We start from the raw sequence: 17,264 nt of genomic DNA, 5'->3' as shown, positions 1-17,264 counted from the left end.
CCGGCCTGGGCCGGGGTTTTTAGTGCACATGCCAGCGATCAGAGCAGCGAGCGGCCCTTGTTGGCAGCAATGCGCATACGCAGAGCGTTGAGCTTGATGAAGCCGGCAGCGTCCGCCTGATTGTAAGCGCCGCCATCTTCCTCGAAGGTAGCGATGTTGGCGTCGAACAGAGAGTCGTCCGACTTGCGGCCGACCACGGTGACGTTGCCCTTGTACAGCTTCAGGCGTACCACGCCGTTCACGTTGACCTGCGAAGCGTCGATCATCTGCTGCAACATCAGACGCTCCGGGCTCCACCAGTAGCCGGTGTAGATCAGGCTGGCGTACTTCGGCATCAGCTCATCCTTCAGGTGAGCGACTTCGCGGTCCAGGGTGATCGACTCGATGGCACGGTGGGCCTTGAGCATGATGGTGCCACCAGGGGTCTCGTAGCAGCCACGCGACTTCATGCCGACGTAACGGTTCTCGACGATGTCCAGACGGCCGATGCCGTTGGCGCCACCGATACGGTTCAGGTCGGCCAGGACGGTGGCCGGGGTCTTCTCGACGCCGTCGATGGCAACGATGTCACCGTTGCGGTAGGTCAGTTCGATGTAGGTGGCCTGGTCCGGGGCGTTCTCGGGCGAGACGCTCCAGCGCCACATGTCTTCTTCGTGCTCGGTCCAGGTATCTTCCAGGACACCGCCTTCGTAGGAGATGTGCAGCAGGTTGGCATCCATCGAGTACGGCGACTTCTTCTTGCCGTGGCGCTCGATCGGGATGCCGTGCTTCTCGGCGTAGTCCATCAGCTTCTCGCGGGACAGCAGGTCCCACTCACGCCATGGGGCGATGACCTTGACGCCTGGTTTAAGGGCGTAGGCCCCCAGTTCGAAACGCACCTGGTCGTTACCTTTGCCGGTGGCGCCATGGGAAATGGCGTCAGCGCCGGTTTCATTGGCGATTTCGATCAGGCGCTTGGCGATCAGCGGACGGGCGATGGAAGTACCCAGCAGGTACTCGCCCTCGTAGACGGTGTTGGCGCGGAACATCGGGAACACGAAATCACGTACGAATTCTTCGCGCAGGTCGTCGATGTAGATCTCTTTAACGCCCATTGCCTGGGCCTTGGCGCGGGCCGGCTCGACCTCTTCGCCCTGACCCAGGTCAGCGGTGAACGTCACCACTTCGCAGTTGTAGGTATCCTGCAGCCACTTGAGAATCACCGAAGTATCAAGGCCGCCGGAATACGCCAGTACGACCTTTTTTACGTCCGCCATGCCATCACTCCACGGGGTTGTACGGAAAGGGTTCGATTCTAACGACGTTGCGGGAAAATTTACAGTGGGGCGACAGCTTCTGACGACAAAGCGACAAGAACTTTCGGAAGGGCGACGGGAGAATAGTATCAGGGCCCCAAGGTGCATGCCTTGACCTGTTCAGCGCCTATGAGATCGGGCGGCGCTCGGTCTCACATGCGCCGAAAATGTTGTGGCGGACACCTGTAGGCCCTGATGCAATCCCTTGCCATGCACCAGGCGCCCCGATGATCTCAGGGCGCCTTCGCCCCCGGCGCGGCAGCAGCCGGACTGGCTGGCGCTGGCGTCGGAGCAGCAGGCGCTGCCTGCTCAACCGGCTTCTCCACCTTATCAACCACCGCCACCCGGTCCAGTTCGATATTCACCCGGCGATTACGCGCCCGGTTGGCAGCACTGTTGTTCTTCGCCAACGGATAACGCTCACCATGGAAGCGCACGGTAATCTGTTCTTCCGGCACGCCATGAGCCTTGAAGTAGTCGGCCACCGCCAGTGCCCGGCGGCGCGACATGTCGCGATTGGTCAGGCGGTTGCCGCTGTTGTCGGAGTGGCCGTTGAGCTCGACATGATTTACCGTCGGGTCGGCCTTCATGTAGTCGAGGATCACGTCCAGCCGTGCCTTGGCCGCGCCATCCAGCTCGATACCCCCACCGGGGAAGCCCACCTGGGTCTGGCGCACCTGGTCGTAGTTCATCGGCAGCAGCTTGCCAGCACAGGCCTGGTAGTCGCTGTAGGCCTTGGCGAAACTGACCGGCAGCACACGCACTTCCATCGGCCTGCCCGCCTCGCCGGCGTAATTGCGCACCACCGTGCTGCGCCCGTCGAGCAGGCCGTTGATCAGGCGGCTGGCCTGGCCCTGGGACGAACTGAACAACACCCCGGTGCGGGCCATGCGCACGCTGCCCAGGTTGATGTCGCTGCGCCCGGGTTGCCACGGCGCAGCGGCTGCCAGCAAGGTAGCCGTGCCCGCACCCAGTACGTTGCTGTCCGAGCGCAGCTGGAACACCGGCTGCTCGCCGGCGCGGCGTACGAACTCACCACTGCCGAAACCGTCGACCGGCTGGATCAGCCGGCATTCGAACTGATCCCCCTCGACCTTCCAGGCGATGTTCTCCATGCGCGTCTGGAAAGTCAGTGCGTCGACCGGCAGGCTGGCGAACAGGGTCAACAGGGCTAGGTAACGCTGGCGCACGGGCGGCTCCACAAATTCTGACGGCTTACCTGCAAGCTATCGGACGCCTGTCGGAAAACTTGATAGCCGTGCTCCACCCAGGGTTTTCCGGTAGCATTGGGGCTTGAGTTCGACCCGCCTGGAATCCCCAATGTCCGATCGCCTGACCCTCCTGCGTCCCGACGACTGGCACATCCATCTGCGCGATGGTGCCGTCCTGCCCCACACCGTTGGCGACGTGGCGCGTACTTTCGCCCGTGCCATCATCATGCCCAACCTGGTTCCACCGGTGCGCAATGCCGACGAGGCTGGCGCCTACCGTGAACGCATCCTGGCAGCCCGCCCGGTCGGCAGCCGCTTCGAGCCGCTGATGGTGCTTTACCTCACCGACCGCACCAGCCCCGAGGACATCCACGCGGCCAAGGCCAGCGGCGTCGTGTACGCCGCCAAGCTGTACCCGGCCGGTGCCACTACCAACTCCGACTCGGGCGTGACCAGCATCGACAACATCTTCCCGGCCATCGAAGCGCTGGCGGAAGTTGGCATGCCGCTACTGGTGCATGGCGAAGTCACCCGCAGCGAGATCGACGTGTTCGACCGCGAGAAACGCTTCATCGACGAGCACATGCGCCGTGTGGTCGAGCGCTTCCCGACGCTGAAAGTGGTGTTCGAGCACATCACCACCAGCGATGCCGCGCAGTTCGTCAGCGAGGCCCCGCTCAACGTTGGCGCGACTATCACTGCCCAGCACCTGCTGTACAACCGCAACCACATGCTGGTTGGCGGCATTCGCCCGCACTTCTACTGCCTGCCGATCCTCAAGCGCAATACCCACCAGGTGGCGCTGCTGGACGCGGCCACCAGCGGCAACCCGAAGTTCTTCCTGGGTACCGACTCCGCCCCTCACGCCCGTCACGCCAAGGAAGCTGCCTGCGGTTGCGCCGGTTGCTACACCGCCTACGCGGCCATCGAGATGTACGCCGAAGCATTCGAACAGCGTAACGCGCTGGACAAGCTGGAAGGCTTCGCCAGCCTGCACGGCCCGGCCTTCTATGGCCTGCCGGCGAACACCGACACCATTACCCTGGTCCGCGAAGAATGGACCGCCCCGGACAGCCTGCCGTTTGGCGAGCAGACCGTGGTCCCGCTGCGCGCCGGCGAAAAACTGCGCTGGCGCCTGCTGGAGGAAAACGCGTGAGCGAAGACCTCTACGAAGACGACCTCGCCCCCCAGGGCAGCGGCAGCTCGCGCCACCCGATGGCCGAGCGCTTCCGCGGCTACCTGCCGGTGGTGGTGGATGTCGAGACCGGTGGTTTCAACAGCGCCACCGATGCCCTGCTGGAAATTGCCGCGGTCACCATCGGCATGGACGAAAAGGGCTTCCTGTTCCCCGAGCACACGTACTTCCACCGGGTGGAGCCGTTCGAAGGCGCCAACATCGAGCCGGCCGCGCTGGAGTTCACCGGGATCAAGCTGGATCACCCACTGCGCATGGCGGTAAGCGAGGAAAGCGCGCTGACCGACATCTTCCGTGGCGTACGCAAGGCGCTCAAGGCCAATGGCTGCAAGCGGGCGATCCTGGTCGGCCACAACAGCAGCTTCGACCTGGGCTTCCTCAATGCGGCAGTGACGCGCAATGACCTGAAGCGCAACCCGTTCCACCCGTTCTCCAGCTTCGACACCGCGACCCTGGCGGGCCTGGCCTATGGCCAGACCGTGCTGGCGCGGGCCTGCCAGAGCGCCGACATCGACTTCGACGGGCGTGAGGCGCACTCGGCGCGTTACGACACCGAGAAGACGGCCGAGCTGTTCTGCGGCATCGTCAACCGCTGGAAAGAGATGGGCGGCTGGCGCGATTTCAACGACTGAGTTGAAGTCTGGGGCCGCTTCGCGGCCCTTTCGCGACACAAGGCCGCTCCCACAGCGCCCCATTCACGGGCGGCGCTGTACCTGTGGGAGCGGCCTTGTGTCGCGAAAGGAGCGCGAAGCGCTCCCAGAAGCCAGGCACAAAAAAACCGGCCACCAGGGCCGGTTTTTTTGTGCACGCAGCAATTACAGCTTGCCGGCGTTCTCGCTCAGGTAGGCAGCAACACCTTCTGGCGAAGCGTTCATGCCTTTGTCGCCTTTTTTCCAGTTGGCAGGGCAGACTTCACCGTGCTCTTCGTGGAACTGCAGGGCGTCGACCAGGCGCAGCAGCTCGTCCATGTTGCGGCCCAGTGGCAGGTCGTTGACGATCTGCGAACGGACAACACCGTTGGTGTCGATCAGGAAGGCGCCACGGAAGGCCACGCCGCCTTCGGACTCGACGTCGTAGGCCTTGCAGATTTCGTGGGTCATGTCGGCAGCCAGGGTGTACTTGACCTGGCCGATACCGCCGTTGTTGACCGGGGTGTTACGCCAGGCGTTGTGGGTGAAGTGCGAGTCGATCGACACGCCGATCACTTCCACGTTGCGCGCCTGGAAGTCAGGAATGCGGTTGTCCAGGGCGATCAGCTCGGACGGGCAGACGAAGGTGAAGTCCAGCGGGTAGAAGAACACCAGGCCGTACTTGCCCTTGATGGCCGAAGCCAGGTTGAAGCTGTCGACGATCTCGCCATTGCCCAGCACGGCCGGAACGGTGAAATCGGGGGCTTTCTTACCAACGAGTACGCTCATTGTAATCTCCTGATGAGGGTGAAAAACCGTTTGCCGGGCCAGACGGGCTTGCCCGACAACCAACAAAGGCCGACCATCATACACGGCTTCTGATGACAGGCCGACTCCAACGACAAAGCAACCGCCGGTCGCTCAAGCACGGCCCTTCCAGAAACCCCTTTGACAAGCATTCTCATTACCATTAAGCTCCAACCCATCGAGCCCACCAACGATGGTCAGCCTTTATGTATGTGTGTCTTTGTGTCGGCATTACCGACGGACAGATCCGCGATGCGATCTATGAAGGATGCTGCAGCTACAAGGAAGTGCGAGCCGCGACCAACGTCGCCAGCCAGTGTGGCAAATGTGCCTGCGTGGCCAAGCAGGTGGTCCGCGAGACCCTGACCGAGCTTCAGGTCAGCCAGGCAGCCCTGCCCTACCCTGTGGAATTTACCGCAGCCTGAAACCCAGAATTCGAAGAACCGGACCTTGCGTCCGGTTTTTTTATGCCCGCAATTCAATAAGTTAGCGCTCCAACGCGGTTCACAAACATTCTTATTTCCATTAATTTTCACTTATTATTCAAGAACTTAGGTTTGACACACCTAAGTATCGGGCTCAAACTTCCCTGCATTGGCACACTTCTACAGGGCAGGAACCCGGCATGAAAGGCGACGTAAGCGTCATCCAGCATCTCAACAAGATCCTCGGAAACGAGCTGGTCGCAATCAACCAGTACTTCCTGCACGCACGCATGTACGAAGATTGGGGCCTGAACAAACTCGGCAAGCACGAGTACAAGGAATCCATCGACGAGATGAAGCACGCTGACAAACTGATCAAGCGTATTCTCTTCCTCGAAGGCATCCCCAACGTCCAGGACCTGGGCAAGCTGCTGATTGGCGAGCACACCAAAGAGATGCTCGAATGCGACCTGAAGATCGAACAGAAGGGCCTGGTCGACCTGAAAGCAGCCATCGCCCATTGCGAAACCGCTGGCGACTTCGGCTCGCGCGACATGCTCGAAGATATCCTCGAGTCCGAGGAAGAACACATCGACTGGCTGGAAACCCAGCTGGGGCTGATCGACAAGATCGGTATCGAGAACTACCTGCAGTCGCAGATGGGCGAAGAATAGATATTTGCCCCGTAAAAAAACCCGCGATCAGCGGGTTTTTTTATACTTGCCGGAAAATCAGGCCTCGGCAGCCTTGGCCTTGGCAGCCGCTTCCTTGATCAGGGTTTGCAACTCGCCCTTCTCGAACATTTCCAGCATGATGTCGCTGCCACCGACCAGCTCACCGGCTACCCACAGCTGCGGGAAGGTCGGCCAGTTGGCGTATTTTGGCAGGTTCGCGCGGATTTCCGGGTTCTGCAGGATGTCGACGTAGGCGAATTTCTCGCCACAACCCATCACGGCCTGCGATGCACGCGCAGAGAAGCCACACTGCGGGGCATTCGGCGAGCCTTTCATGTAAAGCAGAATGGTGTTGTTGGCAATCTGCTCTTTGATCGTTTCGATGATATCCATGTAGCACCTCGGCTGAACTTTCCGACACGGTCGTCGGCACGGTGACGCATTGTAACGGAAAGCCGAGCAGCATGCTCGGCCTTACCGTTCCTTACGCGGCCTCTACCTGCACGGGTACGCCATTGAGGGCGGCATTGCCGGAAACCCGGTCAAGCAGGCGCTCATCGGTGAGGTCGTTGGCGCTCACGCCTGGTTGCGCCTGGGCGATCTGCATACGCACGCCCTGACGAGAATGACCGAAGCCATGGGGCAGGCTGACCACACCCGGCATCATGTCCTCGCAGGCCTGTACCTCGACTTCAAGGTCCCCGGTACGCGAGCGGATACGAACCCGCTGACCGTCCTGCAACTGCCGCTGCTGCAGGTCCTGCGGGTGCATCAACAACTGATGTCGCGGCTTGCCTTTCACCAGACGATGGAAATTGTGCATCCACGAGTTGTTGCTGCGCACATGGCGGCGGCCGATCAACAGCAGTTCGCCCGGCGCCGGAGGGGCTTGTTGCGCCAGCCGGAGCAGGTCGTCCAGCAGCACCTGGGGCGCCGCTTCGACCGCCTTGCTGGCAGTCGTCAGCCGCGCAGCGAGGTTGGCGCGCAATGGCCCCAGGTCGAGGCCATGCGGGTGCTCGTCCAACACTGCCAGCGACAACTGCCAGGGCGTCGCTTCGCCATAGCGCCCCTTGCGCAGAGCCAGGTCGATCATCTGCGCTGGCGCCCAGGTCGGTTTCAACTCCAGCCCGGCGCGCTTGGCGAACGCTTGTGCCAGCCCAACGAAAATCTCCCAGTCATGCAGTGCCCCTTCAGGCTTGGTCAGGATCGCCCGGTTGAAGCGCGTTACGTTGCGCACGGCCAGCAAGTTGAACGTGCTGTCGTAATGGTCGTTTTCCAGCGCCGAGGTGGAGGGCAGGATCAGGTCGGCATGGCGGGTGGTTTCGTTGATGTAGAGGTCGATGCTGAGCATGAATTCCAACCCCTCCAGCGCCACATCCAGCTGGCGGCCGTTGGGCGTGGACAGCACCGGGTTGCCGGCCACCGTCACCAGAGCACGCACCTGCCCTTCTCCGGGTGTCAGCACTTCCTCGGCCAAAGCCACCACGGGTAGTTCGCCGCCGTACTCGGGCAACCCCGACACCCGGCTCTGCCAGGCGTTGAAATGGCCACCCGAGGTGCTCGCCACCAGGTCGACAGCAGGCTCGGTGCACAACGCACCGCCTTCGCGGTCAAGGTTGCCGGTGACCAGGTTGATCAGTTGCACCAGCCAGTGGCAAAGGGTGCCGAAGACCTGGGTCGAAACCCCCATGCGGCCATAGCACACCGCCTTGTCGGCCGCGGCGAAGTCCCGTGCCAGCTGGCGAATGTCTGTCGCGGCAATGCCACAGTGCGCGCTCATGGCCTCTGCGCTGAACGGCGCGATCGCTTCGCGCACCTGCTGCAGGCCGGTGACCGGCAAGTGCGAGCCACGCGCCAGGCCTTCAGCGAACAGGGTGTTGAGCAAGCCACACAACAAGGCCGCATCCCCTCCAGGGCGGATGAACAGGTGGCGGTCGGCCATGGCCGCCGTTTCGCTGCGCCGCGGGTCCACCACTACCAGGCGCCCGCCTCGGGCCCGCAGGGCTTTCAAGCGCTTTTCCACGTCCGGCACGGTCATGATGCTGCCATTGGAGGCCAGCGGATTGCCGCCGAGGATCAGCATGAAACCGGTCTGGTCGATGTCCGGGATCGGCAGCAGCAGACCATGGCCGTACATCAGGTGGCTGACCAGGTGCTGCGGCAACTGGTCCACCGAGGTGGCAGAGAAGCGGTTGCGGGTTTTCAGCAGGCCCAGGAAGTAGTTGCTGTGGGTCATCAAACCGTAGTTGTGCACGCTCGGGTTGCCTTGATACACCGCCACGGCATTGCACCCATGGGCCTGCTGGATCGCCCACAGCCTGTCGGCGGCCAAGGCAAAGGCTTCGTCCCAGCCGATGGCCTGCCAGTGTTCGCCCACCCGCTTGTGCGGTTGACGCAGGCGGTCGGGGTCATTCTGGATGTCCTGCAGGGCCACGGCCTTTGGGCAGACATGGCCGCGGCTGAACGGGTCCTGGGGGTCGCCCTTGATCGAACTGATCAGCGCCCGCCCGTCGTCGTCATGGCTGATTTCGATATTCAGCCCACAGATCGCTTCGCACAGGTGACAGGCACGGTGATGCAGGGTCTTGGTCATGGCCGCCTCTGCCTTGTTGTCATGGAGGTTATGGTGAAGCGTTGTCGAACATCGACTATGCACCCCGCTCCCACCACCGGCCAGCGCGCTTCGCGGCGTGAATCCACCGACATCAGGCACACGATTTGCGACAGCCATTTGCCAAATTGCCCGCAAGCCGTGTACAACCTCTGTAGCAAATAAAAAACAGCACTGCCCGTCGGGTAAAGACACCCTTTGCAACACCCTTTGGTACTAGGCAGCTGTTTCCCCTCTTGGCTTCAGGCGACATTTACTTATAGTATTGCGCCTTTCCCTATTTCGTCCGCCCCCGTGCGGCTTACGCCGCAGGTCACTCCCGTTGTCAAAAAAAACCATACGGTCGACCTGCATTCCGTTGCAGATAAGGTAGTCAATCATGAGCGCTAGGCACTTTCTCTCCCTGCTGGACTTCACCACCGACGAATTGCTCGGTGTGATCCGCCGCGGCATCGAGCTGAAGGACCTGCGCAAGCGAAGCGTGCTGTTCGAGCCCCTGAAGAACCGCGTGCTGGGCATGATCTTCGAGAAGTCCTCGACCCGTACCCGCGTGTCGTTCGAGGCCGGCATGATCCAGCTCGGCGGCCAGGCCATCTTCCTCTCCCCGCGCGACACCCAGCTGGGCCGTGGCGAGCCGATCGGCGACAGCGCCATCGTGCTGTCGAGCATGCTCGACGTGGTGATGATCCGTACCCACGCCCACAGCACCCTGACCGAATTCGCCGCCAACTCGCGTGTGCCGGTGATCAACGCCCTGTCCGACGAGTCGCACCCGTGCCAGCTGCTGGCCGACATGCAGACCTTCCTCGAACACCGCGGCTCGATCCAGGGCAAGACCGTGGCCTGGATCGGTGACGGCTTCAACATGTGCAACTCGTACATCGAGGCGGCCAGGCAGTTCGACTTCCAGCTGCGCATCGCCTGCCCGGAAGGCTACGAGCCGGACCCACGCTTCATGGCCATTGGCGGTGACCACGTGCAGATCGTGCGCGACCCGAAGGAAGCCGTGCGCGGCGCCCACCTGGTGACCACGGATGTCTGGACTTCCATGGGTCAGGAAGAGGAAACTGCACGGCGCCTGGCGCATTTCGCGCCTTACCAGGTCACCCGCGAACTGCTCGACCTGGCGGCACCCGACGCCCTGTTCATGCACTGCCTGCCAGCCCACCGTGGTGAGGAAATCAGCCATGACCTGCTCGACGACCCACGTTCGGTCGCCTGGGACCAGGCTGAAAACCGCCTGCATGCACAGAAGGCCCTTCTCGAATTCCTTGTAGAACCGGCTTACCACCACGCATGAGTCAACCCCTACTGCTCAACCTGCGCAACCTGGCCTGCGGCTATGGCGACCAGCGCATCGTCCAGAACCTCAATCTGCACCTGAACGCGGGCGACATCGGTTGCCTGCTGGGCTCATCCGGTTGCGGCAAGACCACCACCCTGCGCGCCATCGCCGGTTTCGAGCCGGTGCACGACGGTGAGATCCAGCTGGCTGGCGAGGTCATTTCCCGGGCCGGCTTCACCCTGGCCCCGGAAAAACGCCGCATCGGCATGGTGTTCCAGGACTACGCGCTGTTCCCGCACCTGACCGTGGCGCAGAACGTTGCCTTCGGCATCGCCAAGCACCCGCGCCAGGCCGAGGTCATCGAAGAGATGCTCGAACTGGTCAAGCTGGGCGGCCTGGGCGGACGCTACCCGCATGAACTGTCCGGCGGCCAACAGCAGCGGGTCGCCCTGGCCCGTGCGCTGGCGCCGGAGCCGCAACTGCTGCTGCTCGACGAGCCATTTTCCAACCTCGATGTGGAGCTGCGCCGGCGCCTGAGCCATGAGGTTCGCGACATTCTCAAGAGCCGTGGCACCAGCGCCATCCTGGTAACCCATGACCAGGAAGAAGCCTTTGCCGTCAGCGACCAGGTCGGCGTGTTCAAGGAAGGCCGCCTGGAGCAATGGGACACGCCCTACAACCTTTACCACGAACCGCAGACGCCGTTCGTGGCCAGCTTCATTGGCCAGGGGTATTTCATCCGTGGGCAGATGAGCAGCCACGAGGCGGTCAATACCGAAGTGGGTGAACTGCGCGGCAACCGTGCCTACATCATGGCGCCGGGCAGCTCGGTGGATGTGCTGCTGCGCCCTGACGATATCGTCCACGCGCCGGGCAGCGCGCTGCAGGCGAACATCGTCGGCAAGAGCTTCCTCGGCGCATCGACCCTGTACCGCCTGCAGTTGCCGACCGGCAGCCAGCTGGAGGCGATCTTCCCTAGCCATGACGACCATCAGGTCGGTGAGGATGTAGGGATTGCGGTAAAGGCCGATCACCTGGTGCTGTTCCCGGTGCCGGGCAGCGTGGCGGCACAGTTGGCGCGGCAGGAAAACGGCGTTCGTCGGTACAGTTCCGCGACCTGACGCCAGATCTCTGGGGCCGCTTTGCGGCCCCGATATGCTCAGCCTCTGCCGATGCCGGCAAACTTGCCCTGGGTATGCTCGGCCAATACCGCTGCCGCCAACTCCACCTCCAGCCCACGCCGGCCGGCGCTGACATGGATGGTTGCAAAGTTCTGTGCCGAGTCATCGATAAAGGTGCGCAGGCGCTTCTTCTGCCCCAGCGGACTGATCCCTCCCACCAGGTACCCTGTAGCCCGCTGCGCCATCGCCGGGTCGGCCATCTCGCACTTTTTCACCCCGGCAGCATGGGCCAGGGCCTTGAGGTCCAGCGTACCCACCACAGGCACCACCGCCACCAGCAACTCACCCTTCTCGCTGCTTGCCAGCAAGGTCTTGAACACCTGCTGTGGGTCGAGACCGAGCTTTTCCGCAGCTTCCAGGCCATATGACGCCGACTTGGGATCATGTTCGTAACTATGCACACGGTGCTCGGCGCGGTGCTTCTTCAACAGGTCTAGGGCGGGGGTCATGCAGGGGCTCCGGTCGGGGGACAGCTCGGCGCTTACTTTAGGACAATTCCCACAGTGCAGCCAGCGCACCGCAATCGTCCCCTCTAGTACGCGGATCCGCGCCGGAAATCAGCAGCCAGATCGTGACCGAACGTTCACTTTCGACCTTTGACATCAGCGTTTCTTGTCTATATTTTTTCGTTTCTGAATAAATGGTGCACTTTCAAGGTGCATTTCCTAGATCTGCCTGGGGTCAATGGGGATAGACTCCGGGCTTTGCTGTCGAGCGCCACGCGCCTCACAACAAAAAAAAACGAGGTCATACATGACGACTGCTCTACGCCAACCCACGCTGTCCAGCCAGTGCCTGGCCGAATTTCTCGGCACTGCACTGCTCATCTTCTTCGGCACCGGCTGCGTCGCCGCGCTCAAGGTCGCGGGTGCCAGCTTTGGCCTGTGGGAAATCAGTATCATCTGGGGTGTGGGCGTCAGCATGGCGATCTACCTCACCGCCGGCATTTCCGGCGCGCACCTGAACCCGGCGGTGAGCATCGCCCTCACCCTGTTCGCCGGTTTCGACAAGCGCAAGCTGCCCTTCTACATGCTGGCCCAGGTATGCGGTGCGTTCTGTGGCGCAGCGTTGGTCTACACCCTGTACAGCAACCTGTTCTTCGATTTCGAACAGGCCCATGCCATGTTGCGCGGTAGCGAAGGTAGCCTGGAGCTGGCCTCGGTGTTCTCCACCTATCCGCACCCGTCGTTGTCCACCGGTCAGGCGTTCCTGGTCGAAGTCATCATCACCGCCATCCTGATGGCCGTGATCATGGCCCTGACCGACGACGACAACGGCCTGCCGCGCGGCGCCATGGCCCCGCTGCTGATCGGCCTGCTGATCGCCGTGATCGGCAGCGCCATGGGTCCGTTGACCGGCTTTGCCATGAACCCGGCCCGCGATTTCGGGCCAAAACTCATGACCTTCCTCGCCGGCTGGGGCGAAATCGCCTTCACTGGCGGTCGGGACATGCCTTATTTCCTGGTTCCGGTGTTTGCCCCGATCCTTGGCGCCTGCCTGGGGGCCGCGACCTATCGCGGCCTGATCGCCCGCAACCTGCCAACGGCAGCCGCCATGAACCCTGAGACAAATGACGATCGCCAGGGCGATACTCAAGCCAATTGATGCCGGCATCACGCCCAGTCCTGCCCCCTTTTTTTGCAAGGCCTACGACCATGACAGATACCCAGGATAAGAATTACATCATCGCCCTGGACCAGGGCACCACCAGTTCGCGAGCGATCATTTTCGATCGTGACGCCAATGTGGTGGGAACCTCCCAGCGCGAGTTCGCCCAGCACTACCCGCAGGCGGGCTGGGTCGAACACGACCCGATGGAGATCTTCGCCACACAGAGCGCGACCATGGTCGAAGCCTTGGCCCAGGCAGGCATCAGCCACGCTCAGGTCGCTGCGCTGGGCATCACCAACCAGCGTGAAACCACCGTGGTGTGGGACAAGGAAACCGGGCGCCCGGTGTATAACGCCATTGTCTGGCAGTGCCGCCGCAGCACCGAGATCTGTGCCCAGCTCAAGCGTGACGGCCATGAAGACTACATTCGTGAAGCCACAGGCCTGGTCACCGACCCGTACTTCTCCGGTACCAAGCTGAAGTGGATCCTCGACAACGTCGAAGGCGCCCGTGAACGCGCCGAGCGTGGCGAGTTGCTGTTCGGCACCATCGATACCTGGCTGATCTGGAAGTTTTCCGGTGGCAAGGTGCATGTCACCGATTACACCAACGCCTCGCGCACGTTGATGTTCAACATCCACAGCCTGCAGTGGGACGACAAGCTCCTGGAAATCCTCGGCATCCCACGGCAGATGCTACCCGAGGTACGGCCTTCTTCCGAGATCTACGGCCACACCAAGAGCGGCATCGCCATTGCCGGTATCGCTGGCGACCAGCAGTCGGCGCTGTTCGGCCAGATGTGCGTGGAGCCGGGCCAGGCCAAGAACACCTACGGCACCGGCTGCTTCCTGCTGATGAACACCGGCAACCAGGCGGTGAAGTCATCCCATGGCCTGCTCACCACCATTGCCTGCGGCCCACGCGGCGAAGTGGCCTATGCGCTGGAAGGCGCGGTGTTCAACGGTGGTTCTACCGTGCAATGGCTGCGAGACGAGCTGAAGATCGTCAACGACGCCCTGGATACCGAGTACTTCGCCAGCAAGGTCAAGGACAGCAACGGCGTATACCTGGTGCCCGCCTTCACCGGCCTGGGTGCCCCGTACTGGGACCCGTATGCCCGTGGCGCGCTGTTCGGCCTGACCCGTGGCGTGAAGGTGGACCACATCATCCGTGCGGCACTGGAGTCGATCGCCTACCAGACCCGCGATGTGCTCGACGCCATGCAGCAGGACTGCGGCCAGCGCCTGTCCGAGCTGCGCGTAGACGGCGGTGCGGTGGCCAACAACTTCCTCATGCAGTTCCAGGCCGACATCCTCGGCACCTGCGTGGAGCGGCCGAAGATGCGCGAAACCACGGCGCTGGGCGCGGCCTATCTGGCAGGCCTGGCCTGTGGTTTCTGGAGCGGCCTGGACGAGTTGCGCGACAAAGCGATCATCGAGCGCGAGTTCAGCCCACAACTGGATGAAGCGCAGAAAGAGAAGTTGTATGCCGGCTGGAAGAAAGCGGTCGAGCGCACCCGTGACTGGGAAGATCACGAGGCCTGATCCCCGGCGCGATAGCTTGCCCAAATCCTGTGGGAGCGGGTTTACCCGCGAAAATGGCACCGGCTGCGCCGGTGTTCGCGCCTAAAGCCGCTCCCACAGGGACCGCGTGCAACAGCAGGCCCGATAGTCCACTGGTCGTAGTTCGCGTCCTACGGCATCATTGCAGCATTTGTCCGGCAGCCCCAAAGGACCGCCCATGAATCTGCCCCCTCGCCAACAACAAATCCTCGAACTGGTGCGCGAACGCGGTTACGTCAGTATCGAGGAAATGGCGCAGCTGTTCGTCGTCACTCCGCAGACTATCCGCCGTGATATCAATCAGCTGGCCGAGCTCAACCTGTTGCGCCGTTACCACGGTGGCGCGGCCTACGACTCGAGCATCGAGAACACCGCCTACGCCATGCGTGCCGACCAGATGCGCGACGAAAAGCAACGCATCGCCGAGGCCGTAGCCCAGCAGATTCCCGACCATGCCTCGCTGTTCATCAACATTGGCACGACCACCGAGTCCATCGCCCGGGCGCTGCTCAACCATAATCACCTGAAGGTCATTACAAATAACCTGCATGTGGCCGCAATCCTTGCCGCCAAGGATGATTTCGAAGTGCTGGTGGCGGGCGGCACGGTGCGCCGCGATGGCGGCGTGGTCGGCCAGGCCAGTGTCGACTTCATCAACCAGTTCAAGGTCGACTTCGCCCTGGTGGGCATCAGCGGCATCGACGAAGACGGTAGCCTGCTCGACTTCGACTACCAGGAAGTGCGGGTGTCCCAGGCGATCATCGCCAATGCCCGACAAGTGATCCTCGCCGCCGACTCCAGCAAATTCGGGCGCAACGCCATGGTGCGCATGGGCTCGATCAGCCTGGTCGACTGCCTGGTAACCGATCAGGCACCGACGCCAGCGCTTACCCAGCAGCTCAACCAATACAAGATCCGCCTCGAAGTGGTCTGAACCTCAGCGGGCTGCCAGACGGCCCGCCATTTTCGTAAATGTTCACTTTATTGTCATCTGATCAGTTTTTTCTATAAAGACTGACTGGCGACCGGCTTTCTGTTGCGCTAGTATTTTCGAAAACGAACATCAATGTTCATATTCGATGTGAACAGCCTCAGGAGGCCTTGCCCGTGTCCCAGCCCGTTTCGTCCCAGCCCCCACTCGCCGACTGCTATGACCTCGCCGTGATCGGCGGCGGCATCAATGGCGTGGGCATCGCTGCCGACGCCGCCGGGCGTGGGCTAAAGGTATTCCTCTGCGAAAAGGACGACCTGGCCCAGCACACCTCGTCGGCCAGCAGCAAACTGATCCACGGTGGCCTGCGCTACCTGGAGCACTATGAATTCCGCCTGGTGCGTGAAGCGCTGGCCGAGCGTGAAGTGCTGCTGGCCAAAGCCCCCCACATCGTCAAGCCGATGCGCTTCGTGCTGCCGCACCGCCCGCACCTGCGCCCGGCCTGGATGATTCGCGCCGGCCTGTTCCTTTACGATCACCTGGGCAAACGCAAGCGCCTGGGTGCTTCGCGCAGCCTGCGCTTCGGCCCGGGCTACCCGCTCAAGCCTGCAATCAGCCGTGGTTTCGAATATGCCGACTGCGCGGTGGACGATGCCCGCCTGGTGGTGCTGAATGCCATGGCCGCACGGGAACATGGTGCGCACATCCACACCCGCACCCGTTGCCTGCGCGCCGAGCGCGTCGATGGCCTGTGGCACGTGGAGCTGCAGCACACCGACGGCAGCCTGCAGAACATTCGCGCCCGCGCCTTGGTCAACGCCGCCGGCCCGTGGGTCGCCAGCTTCATCAAGGACGACCTCAAGCTCGAGGCCCCTTACGGCATCCGCCTGATCCAGGGCAGCCACATCATCGTGCCGCGCATGTACGAAGGCGAACACGCCTACATTCTGCAGAACGAGGACCAGCGCATCGTCTTCTGCATTCCGTATCTGCAACGCTTCACCCTGATCGGCACCACCGACCGCGAATACAGCGGCGATCCGGCCAAGGTGACGATCACTGAACAGGAAACCGACTACCTGTTGAAGGTGGTGAACGAGCACTTCAACCACCAGCTGAGCCACACCGACATCCTGCACACTTACTCGGGCGTTCGCCCGCTGTGCAACGACGAGTCGGACAACCCCTCCGCAGTCACCCGCGACTACACCCTGGCGCTGTCCGCAGGCGAGGGCCAGGCGCCATTGCTGTCGGTGTTCGGCGGTAAGCTCACCACCTACCGCAAACTGGCGGAGTCGGCCATGGGCGAACTGAAGCCGTTCTTCGCTCAGATGCGCGGTAGCTGGACTGCCGACGCGGCGCTGCCCGGGGGCGAAAACATGACCACCATCCAGGCCTTGGTCGATGCCATCCTGGCGCGTTGTGGCTGGCTGCCGGTCGATATCGCCAAGCGCTGGGCAGCCACCTATGGCAGCCGCGTCTGGCGCCTGCTGGACGGTGTGCATGGGCCTGAGGATCTCGGCCAGTCCATCGGGGGAGGGTTGTTCAGTCGCGAAGTGGATTACCTGCTCAATGAAGAATGGGCACACGACGCCGAAGACATTCTTTGGCGTCGTACCAAGCTGGGGCTCTTCACCAGCGCCGCCGAACAGCAGGCATTGCGTGATTACCTGCGACAAACTCAAGCACAACAGGCCGCCTGAATGTGCCGGCCGCCGCAACATGGCTTGCGGCGGCCAGTAGTTGGTCAACCCTCCGGGCAAGATCACCAGCGCGCCATATTCGTTCGGTTTTCCGTCTCACGACAACCAATCCATTCGGAAAACCGGACAATAGCCAACGAGTAA

At 62.2% G+C, this 17,264-nt stretch carries 16 protein-coding genes; 10 read left to right on the top strand and 6 right to left on the bottom strand.

Features of this window, described 5'->3' with window-relative positions; all coding sequences use genetic code 11:
- Nucleotides 1-38: 38 nt before the first annotated feature.
- Together FQ664_RS06165 and FQ664_RS06160 are read right to left on the bottom strand one after the other, a co-directional pair.
- Nucleotides 39-1,256 (bottom strand): argininosuccinate synthase, encoded by a 1,218-nt coding sequence (locus tag FQ664_RS06165; RefSeq protein ID WP_013973956.1) that lies wholly within the window; start codon nucleotides 1,254-1,256, stop codon nucleotides 39-41.
- 272 nt (nucleotides 1,257-1,528) lie between these two features.
- Nucleotides 1,529-2,485, bottom strand: coding sequence for a flagellar protein MotY (locus FQ664_RS06160; protein WP_144170853.1), 957 nt, complete (start codon nucleotides 2,483-2,485; stop codon nucleotides 1,529-1,531).
- 130 nt (nucleotides 2,486-2,615) lie between these two features.
- Between FQ664_RS06160 and pyrC the strand changes: the two genes are divergently transcribed.
- Together pyrC and rnt are read left to right on the top strand one after the other, a co-directional pair.
- On the top strand, nucleotides 2,616-3,662 hold the full coding sequence (pyrC, locus tag FQ664_RS06155) for a dihydroorotase (protein ID WP_144170852.1): 1,047 nt from the start codon (nucleotides 2,616-2,618) through the stop codon (nucleotides 3,660-3,662).
- Nucleotides 3,663-3,721: 59 nt separating this feature from the next.
- Nucleotides 3,722-4,333, top strand: coding sequence for a ribonuclease T (gene rnt, locus FQ664_RS06150; RefSeq protein ID WP_243434194.1), 612 nt, complete (start codon nucleotides 3,722-3,724; stop codon nucleotides 4,331-4,333).
- A gap of 183 nt (nucleotides 4,334-4,516) precedes the next feature.
- On the opposite strand, the gene FQ664_RS06145 is transcribed toward rnt, so the two are convergent.
- The gene (locus FQ664_RS06145) at nucleotides 4,517-5,119 is read right to left on the bottom strand and encodes a peroxiredoxin (protein ID WP_003254945.1); all 603 of its coding nucleotides are present in this window, start codon (nucleotides 5,117-5,119) and stop codon (nucleotides 4,517-4,519) included.
- Between the two features lie 224 nt (nucleotides 5,120-5,343).
- Between FQ664_RS06145 and FQ664_RS06135 the strand changes: the two genes are divergently transcribed.
- Both FQ664_RS06135 and bfr read left to right on the top strand, forming a co-directional pair.
- Nucleotides 5,344-5,562 carry a bacterioferritin-associated ferredoxin gene (locus FQ664_RS06135; protein WP_144170849.1) on the top strand — a complete coding sequence of 73 codons (219 nt, stop codon included), beginning with the start codon at nucleotides 5,344-5,346 and terminating at the stop codon, nucleotides 5,560-5,562.
- A gap of 200 nt (nucleotides 5,563-5,762) precedes the next feature.
- Entirely contained in the window at nucleotides 5,763-6,236 is a 474-nt protein-coding gene (bfr, locus tag FQ664_RS06130) for a bacterioferritin (RefSeq protein WP_003258014.1), read from the top strand.
- Between the two features lie 57 nt (nucleotides 6,237-6,293).
- On the opposite strand, the gene grxD is transcribed toward bfr, so the two are convergent.
- Both grxD and FQ664_RS06120 read right to left on the bottom strand, forming a co-directional pair.
- Entirely contained in the window at nucleotides 6,294-6,629 is a 336-nt protein-coding gene (gene grxD / locus FQ664_RS06125; RefSeq protein WP_144170848.1) for a Grx4 family monothiol glutaredoxin, read from the bottom strand.
- 91 nt (nucleotides 6,630-6,720) lie between these two features.
- On the bottom strand, nucleotides 6,721-8,829 hold the full coding sequence (locus tag FQ664_RS06120; RefSeq protein WP_144170847.1) for a molybdopterin-dependent oxidoreductase: 2,109 nt from the start codon (nucleotides 8,827-8,829) through the stop codon (nucleotides 6,721-6,723).
- A gap of 397 nt (nucleotides 8,830-9,226) precedes the next feature.
- Here FQ664_RS06120 and argF point away from each other — a divergent pair, with 397 nt between their 5' ends.
- Nucleotides 9,227-10,147, top strand: coding sequence for an ornithine carbamoyltransferase (gene argF / locus FQ664_RS06115; RefSeq protein WP_144170846.1), 921 nt, complete (start codon nucleotides 9,227-9,229; stop codon nucleotides 10,145-10,147).
- Nucleotides 10,144-11,253 carry an ABC transporter ATP-binding protein gene (locus FQ664_RS06110; RefSeq protein WP_144170845.1) on the top strand — a complete coding sequence of 370 codons (1,110 nt, stop codon included), beginning with the start codon at nucleotides 10,144-10,146 and terminating at the stop codon, nucleotides 11,251-11,253. The genes argF and FQ664_RS06110 overlap by 4 nt, the downstream gene beginning before the upstream one ends.
- A gap of 38 nt (nucleotides 11,254-11,291) precedes the next feature.
- Here FQ664_RS06110 and ybaK read toward each other — a convergent pair whose 3' ends face one another.
- On the bottom strand, nucleotides 11,292-11,762 hold the full coding sequence (ybaK, locus tag FQ664_RS06105; RefSeq protein ID WP_144170844.1) for a Cys-tRNA(Pro) deacylase: 471 nt from the start codon (nucleotides 11,760-11,762) through the stop codon (nucleotides 11,292-11,294).
- Between the two features lie 304 nt (nucleotides 11,763-12,066).
- Between ybaK and FQ664_RS06100 the strand changes: the two genes are divergently transcribed.
- The 4 genes from FQ664_RS06100 to glpD all read left to right on the top strand — a co-directional run bounded on the left by FQ664_RS06100 (nucleotide 12,067) and on the right by glpD (nucleotide 17,120).
- Entirely contained in the window at nucleotides 12,067-12,918 is an 852-nt protein-coding gene (locus FQ664_RS06100; RefSeq protein WP_144170843.1) for an MIP/aquaporin family protein, read from the top strand.
- Between the two features lie 50 nt (nucleotides 12,919-12,968).
- Nucleotides 12,969-14,468 (top strand): glycerol kinase GlpK, encoded by a 1,500-nt coding sequence (gene glpK, locus FQ664_RS06095; RefSeq protein WP_144170842.1) that lies wholly within the window; start codon nucleotides 12,969-12,971, stop codon nucleotides 14,466-14,468.
- 196 nt (nucleotides 14,469-14,664) lie between these two features.
- Nucleotides 14,665-15,420, top strand: coding sequence for a DNA-binding transcriptional repressor GlpR (glpR, locus tag FQ664_RS06090; RefSeq protein WP_144170841.1), 756 nt, complete (start codon nucleotides 14,665-14,667; stop codon nucleotides 15,418-15,420).
- A gap of 173 nt (nucleotides 15,421-15,593) precedes the next feature.
- A complete protein-coding gene (glpD, locus tag FQ664_RS06085; RefSeq protein ID WP_144170840.1) occupies nucleotides 15,594-17,120 on the top strand; it encodes a glycerol-3-phosphate dehydrogenase in 1,527 nt (508 codons plus the stop codon).
- Nucleotides 17,121-17,264 lie beyond the last annotated feature (144 nt).

This window comes from Pseudomonas persica (genome assembly GCF_900291015.1).
In the GTDB taxonomy this organism is placed as follows: Bacteria; Pseudomonadota; Gammaproteobacteria; order Pseudomonadales; family Pseudomonadaceae; genus Aquipseudomonas.
The sequence above is the reverse complement of the archived record's forward strand: the minus strand, read 5'-3'. Positions and strand labels throughout refer to the sequence as shown.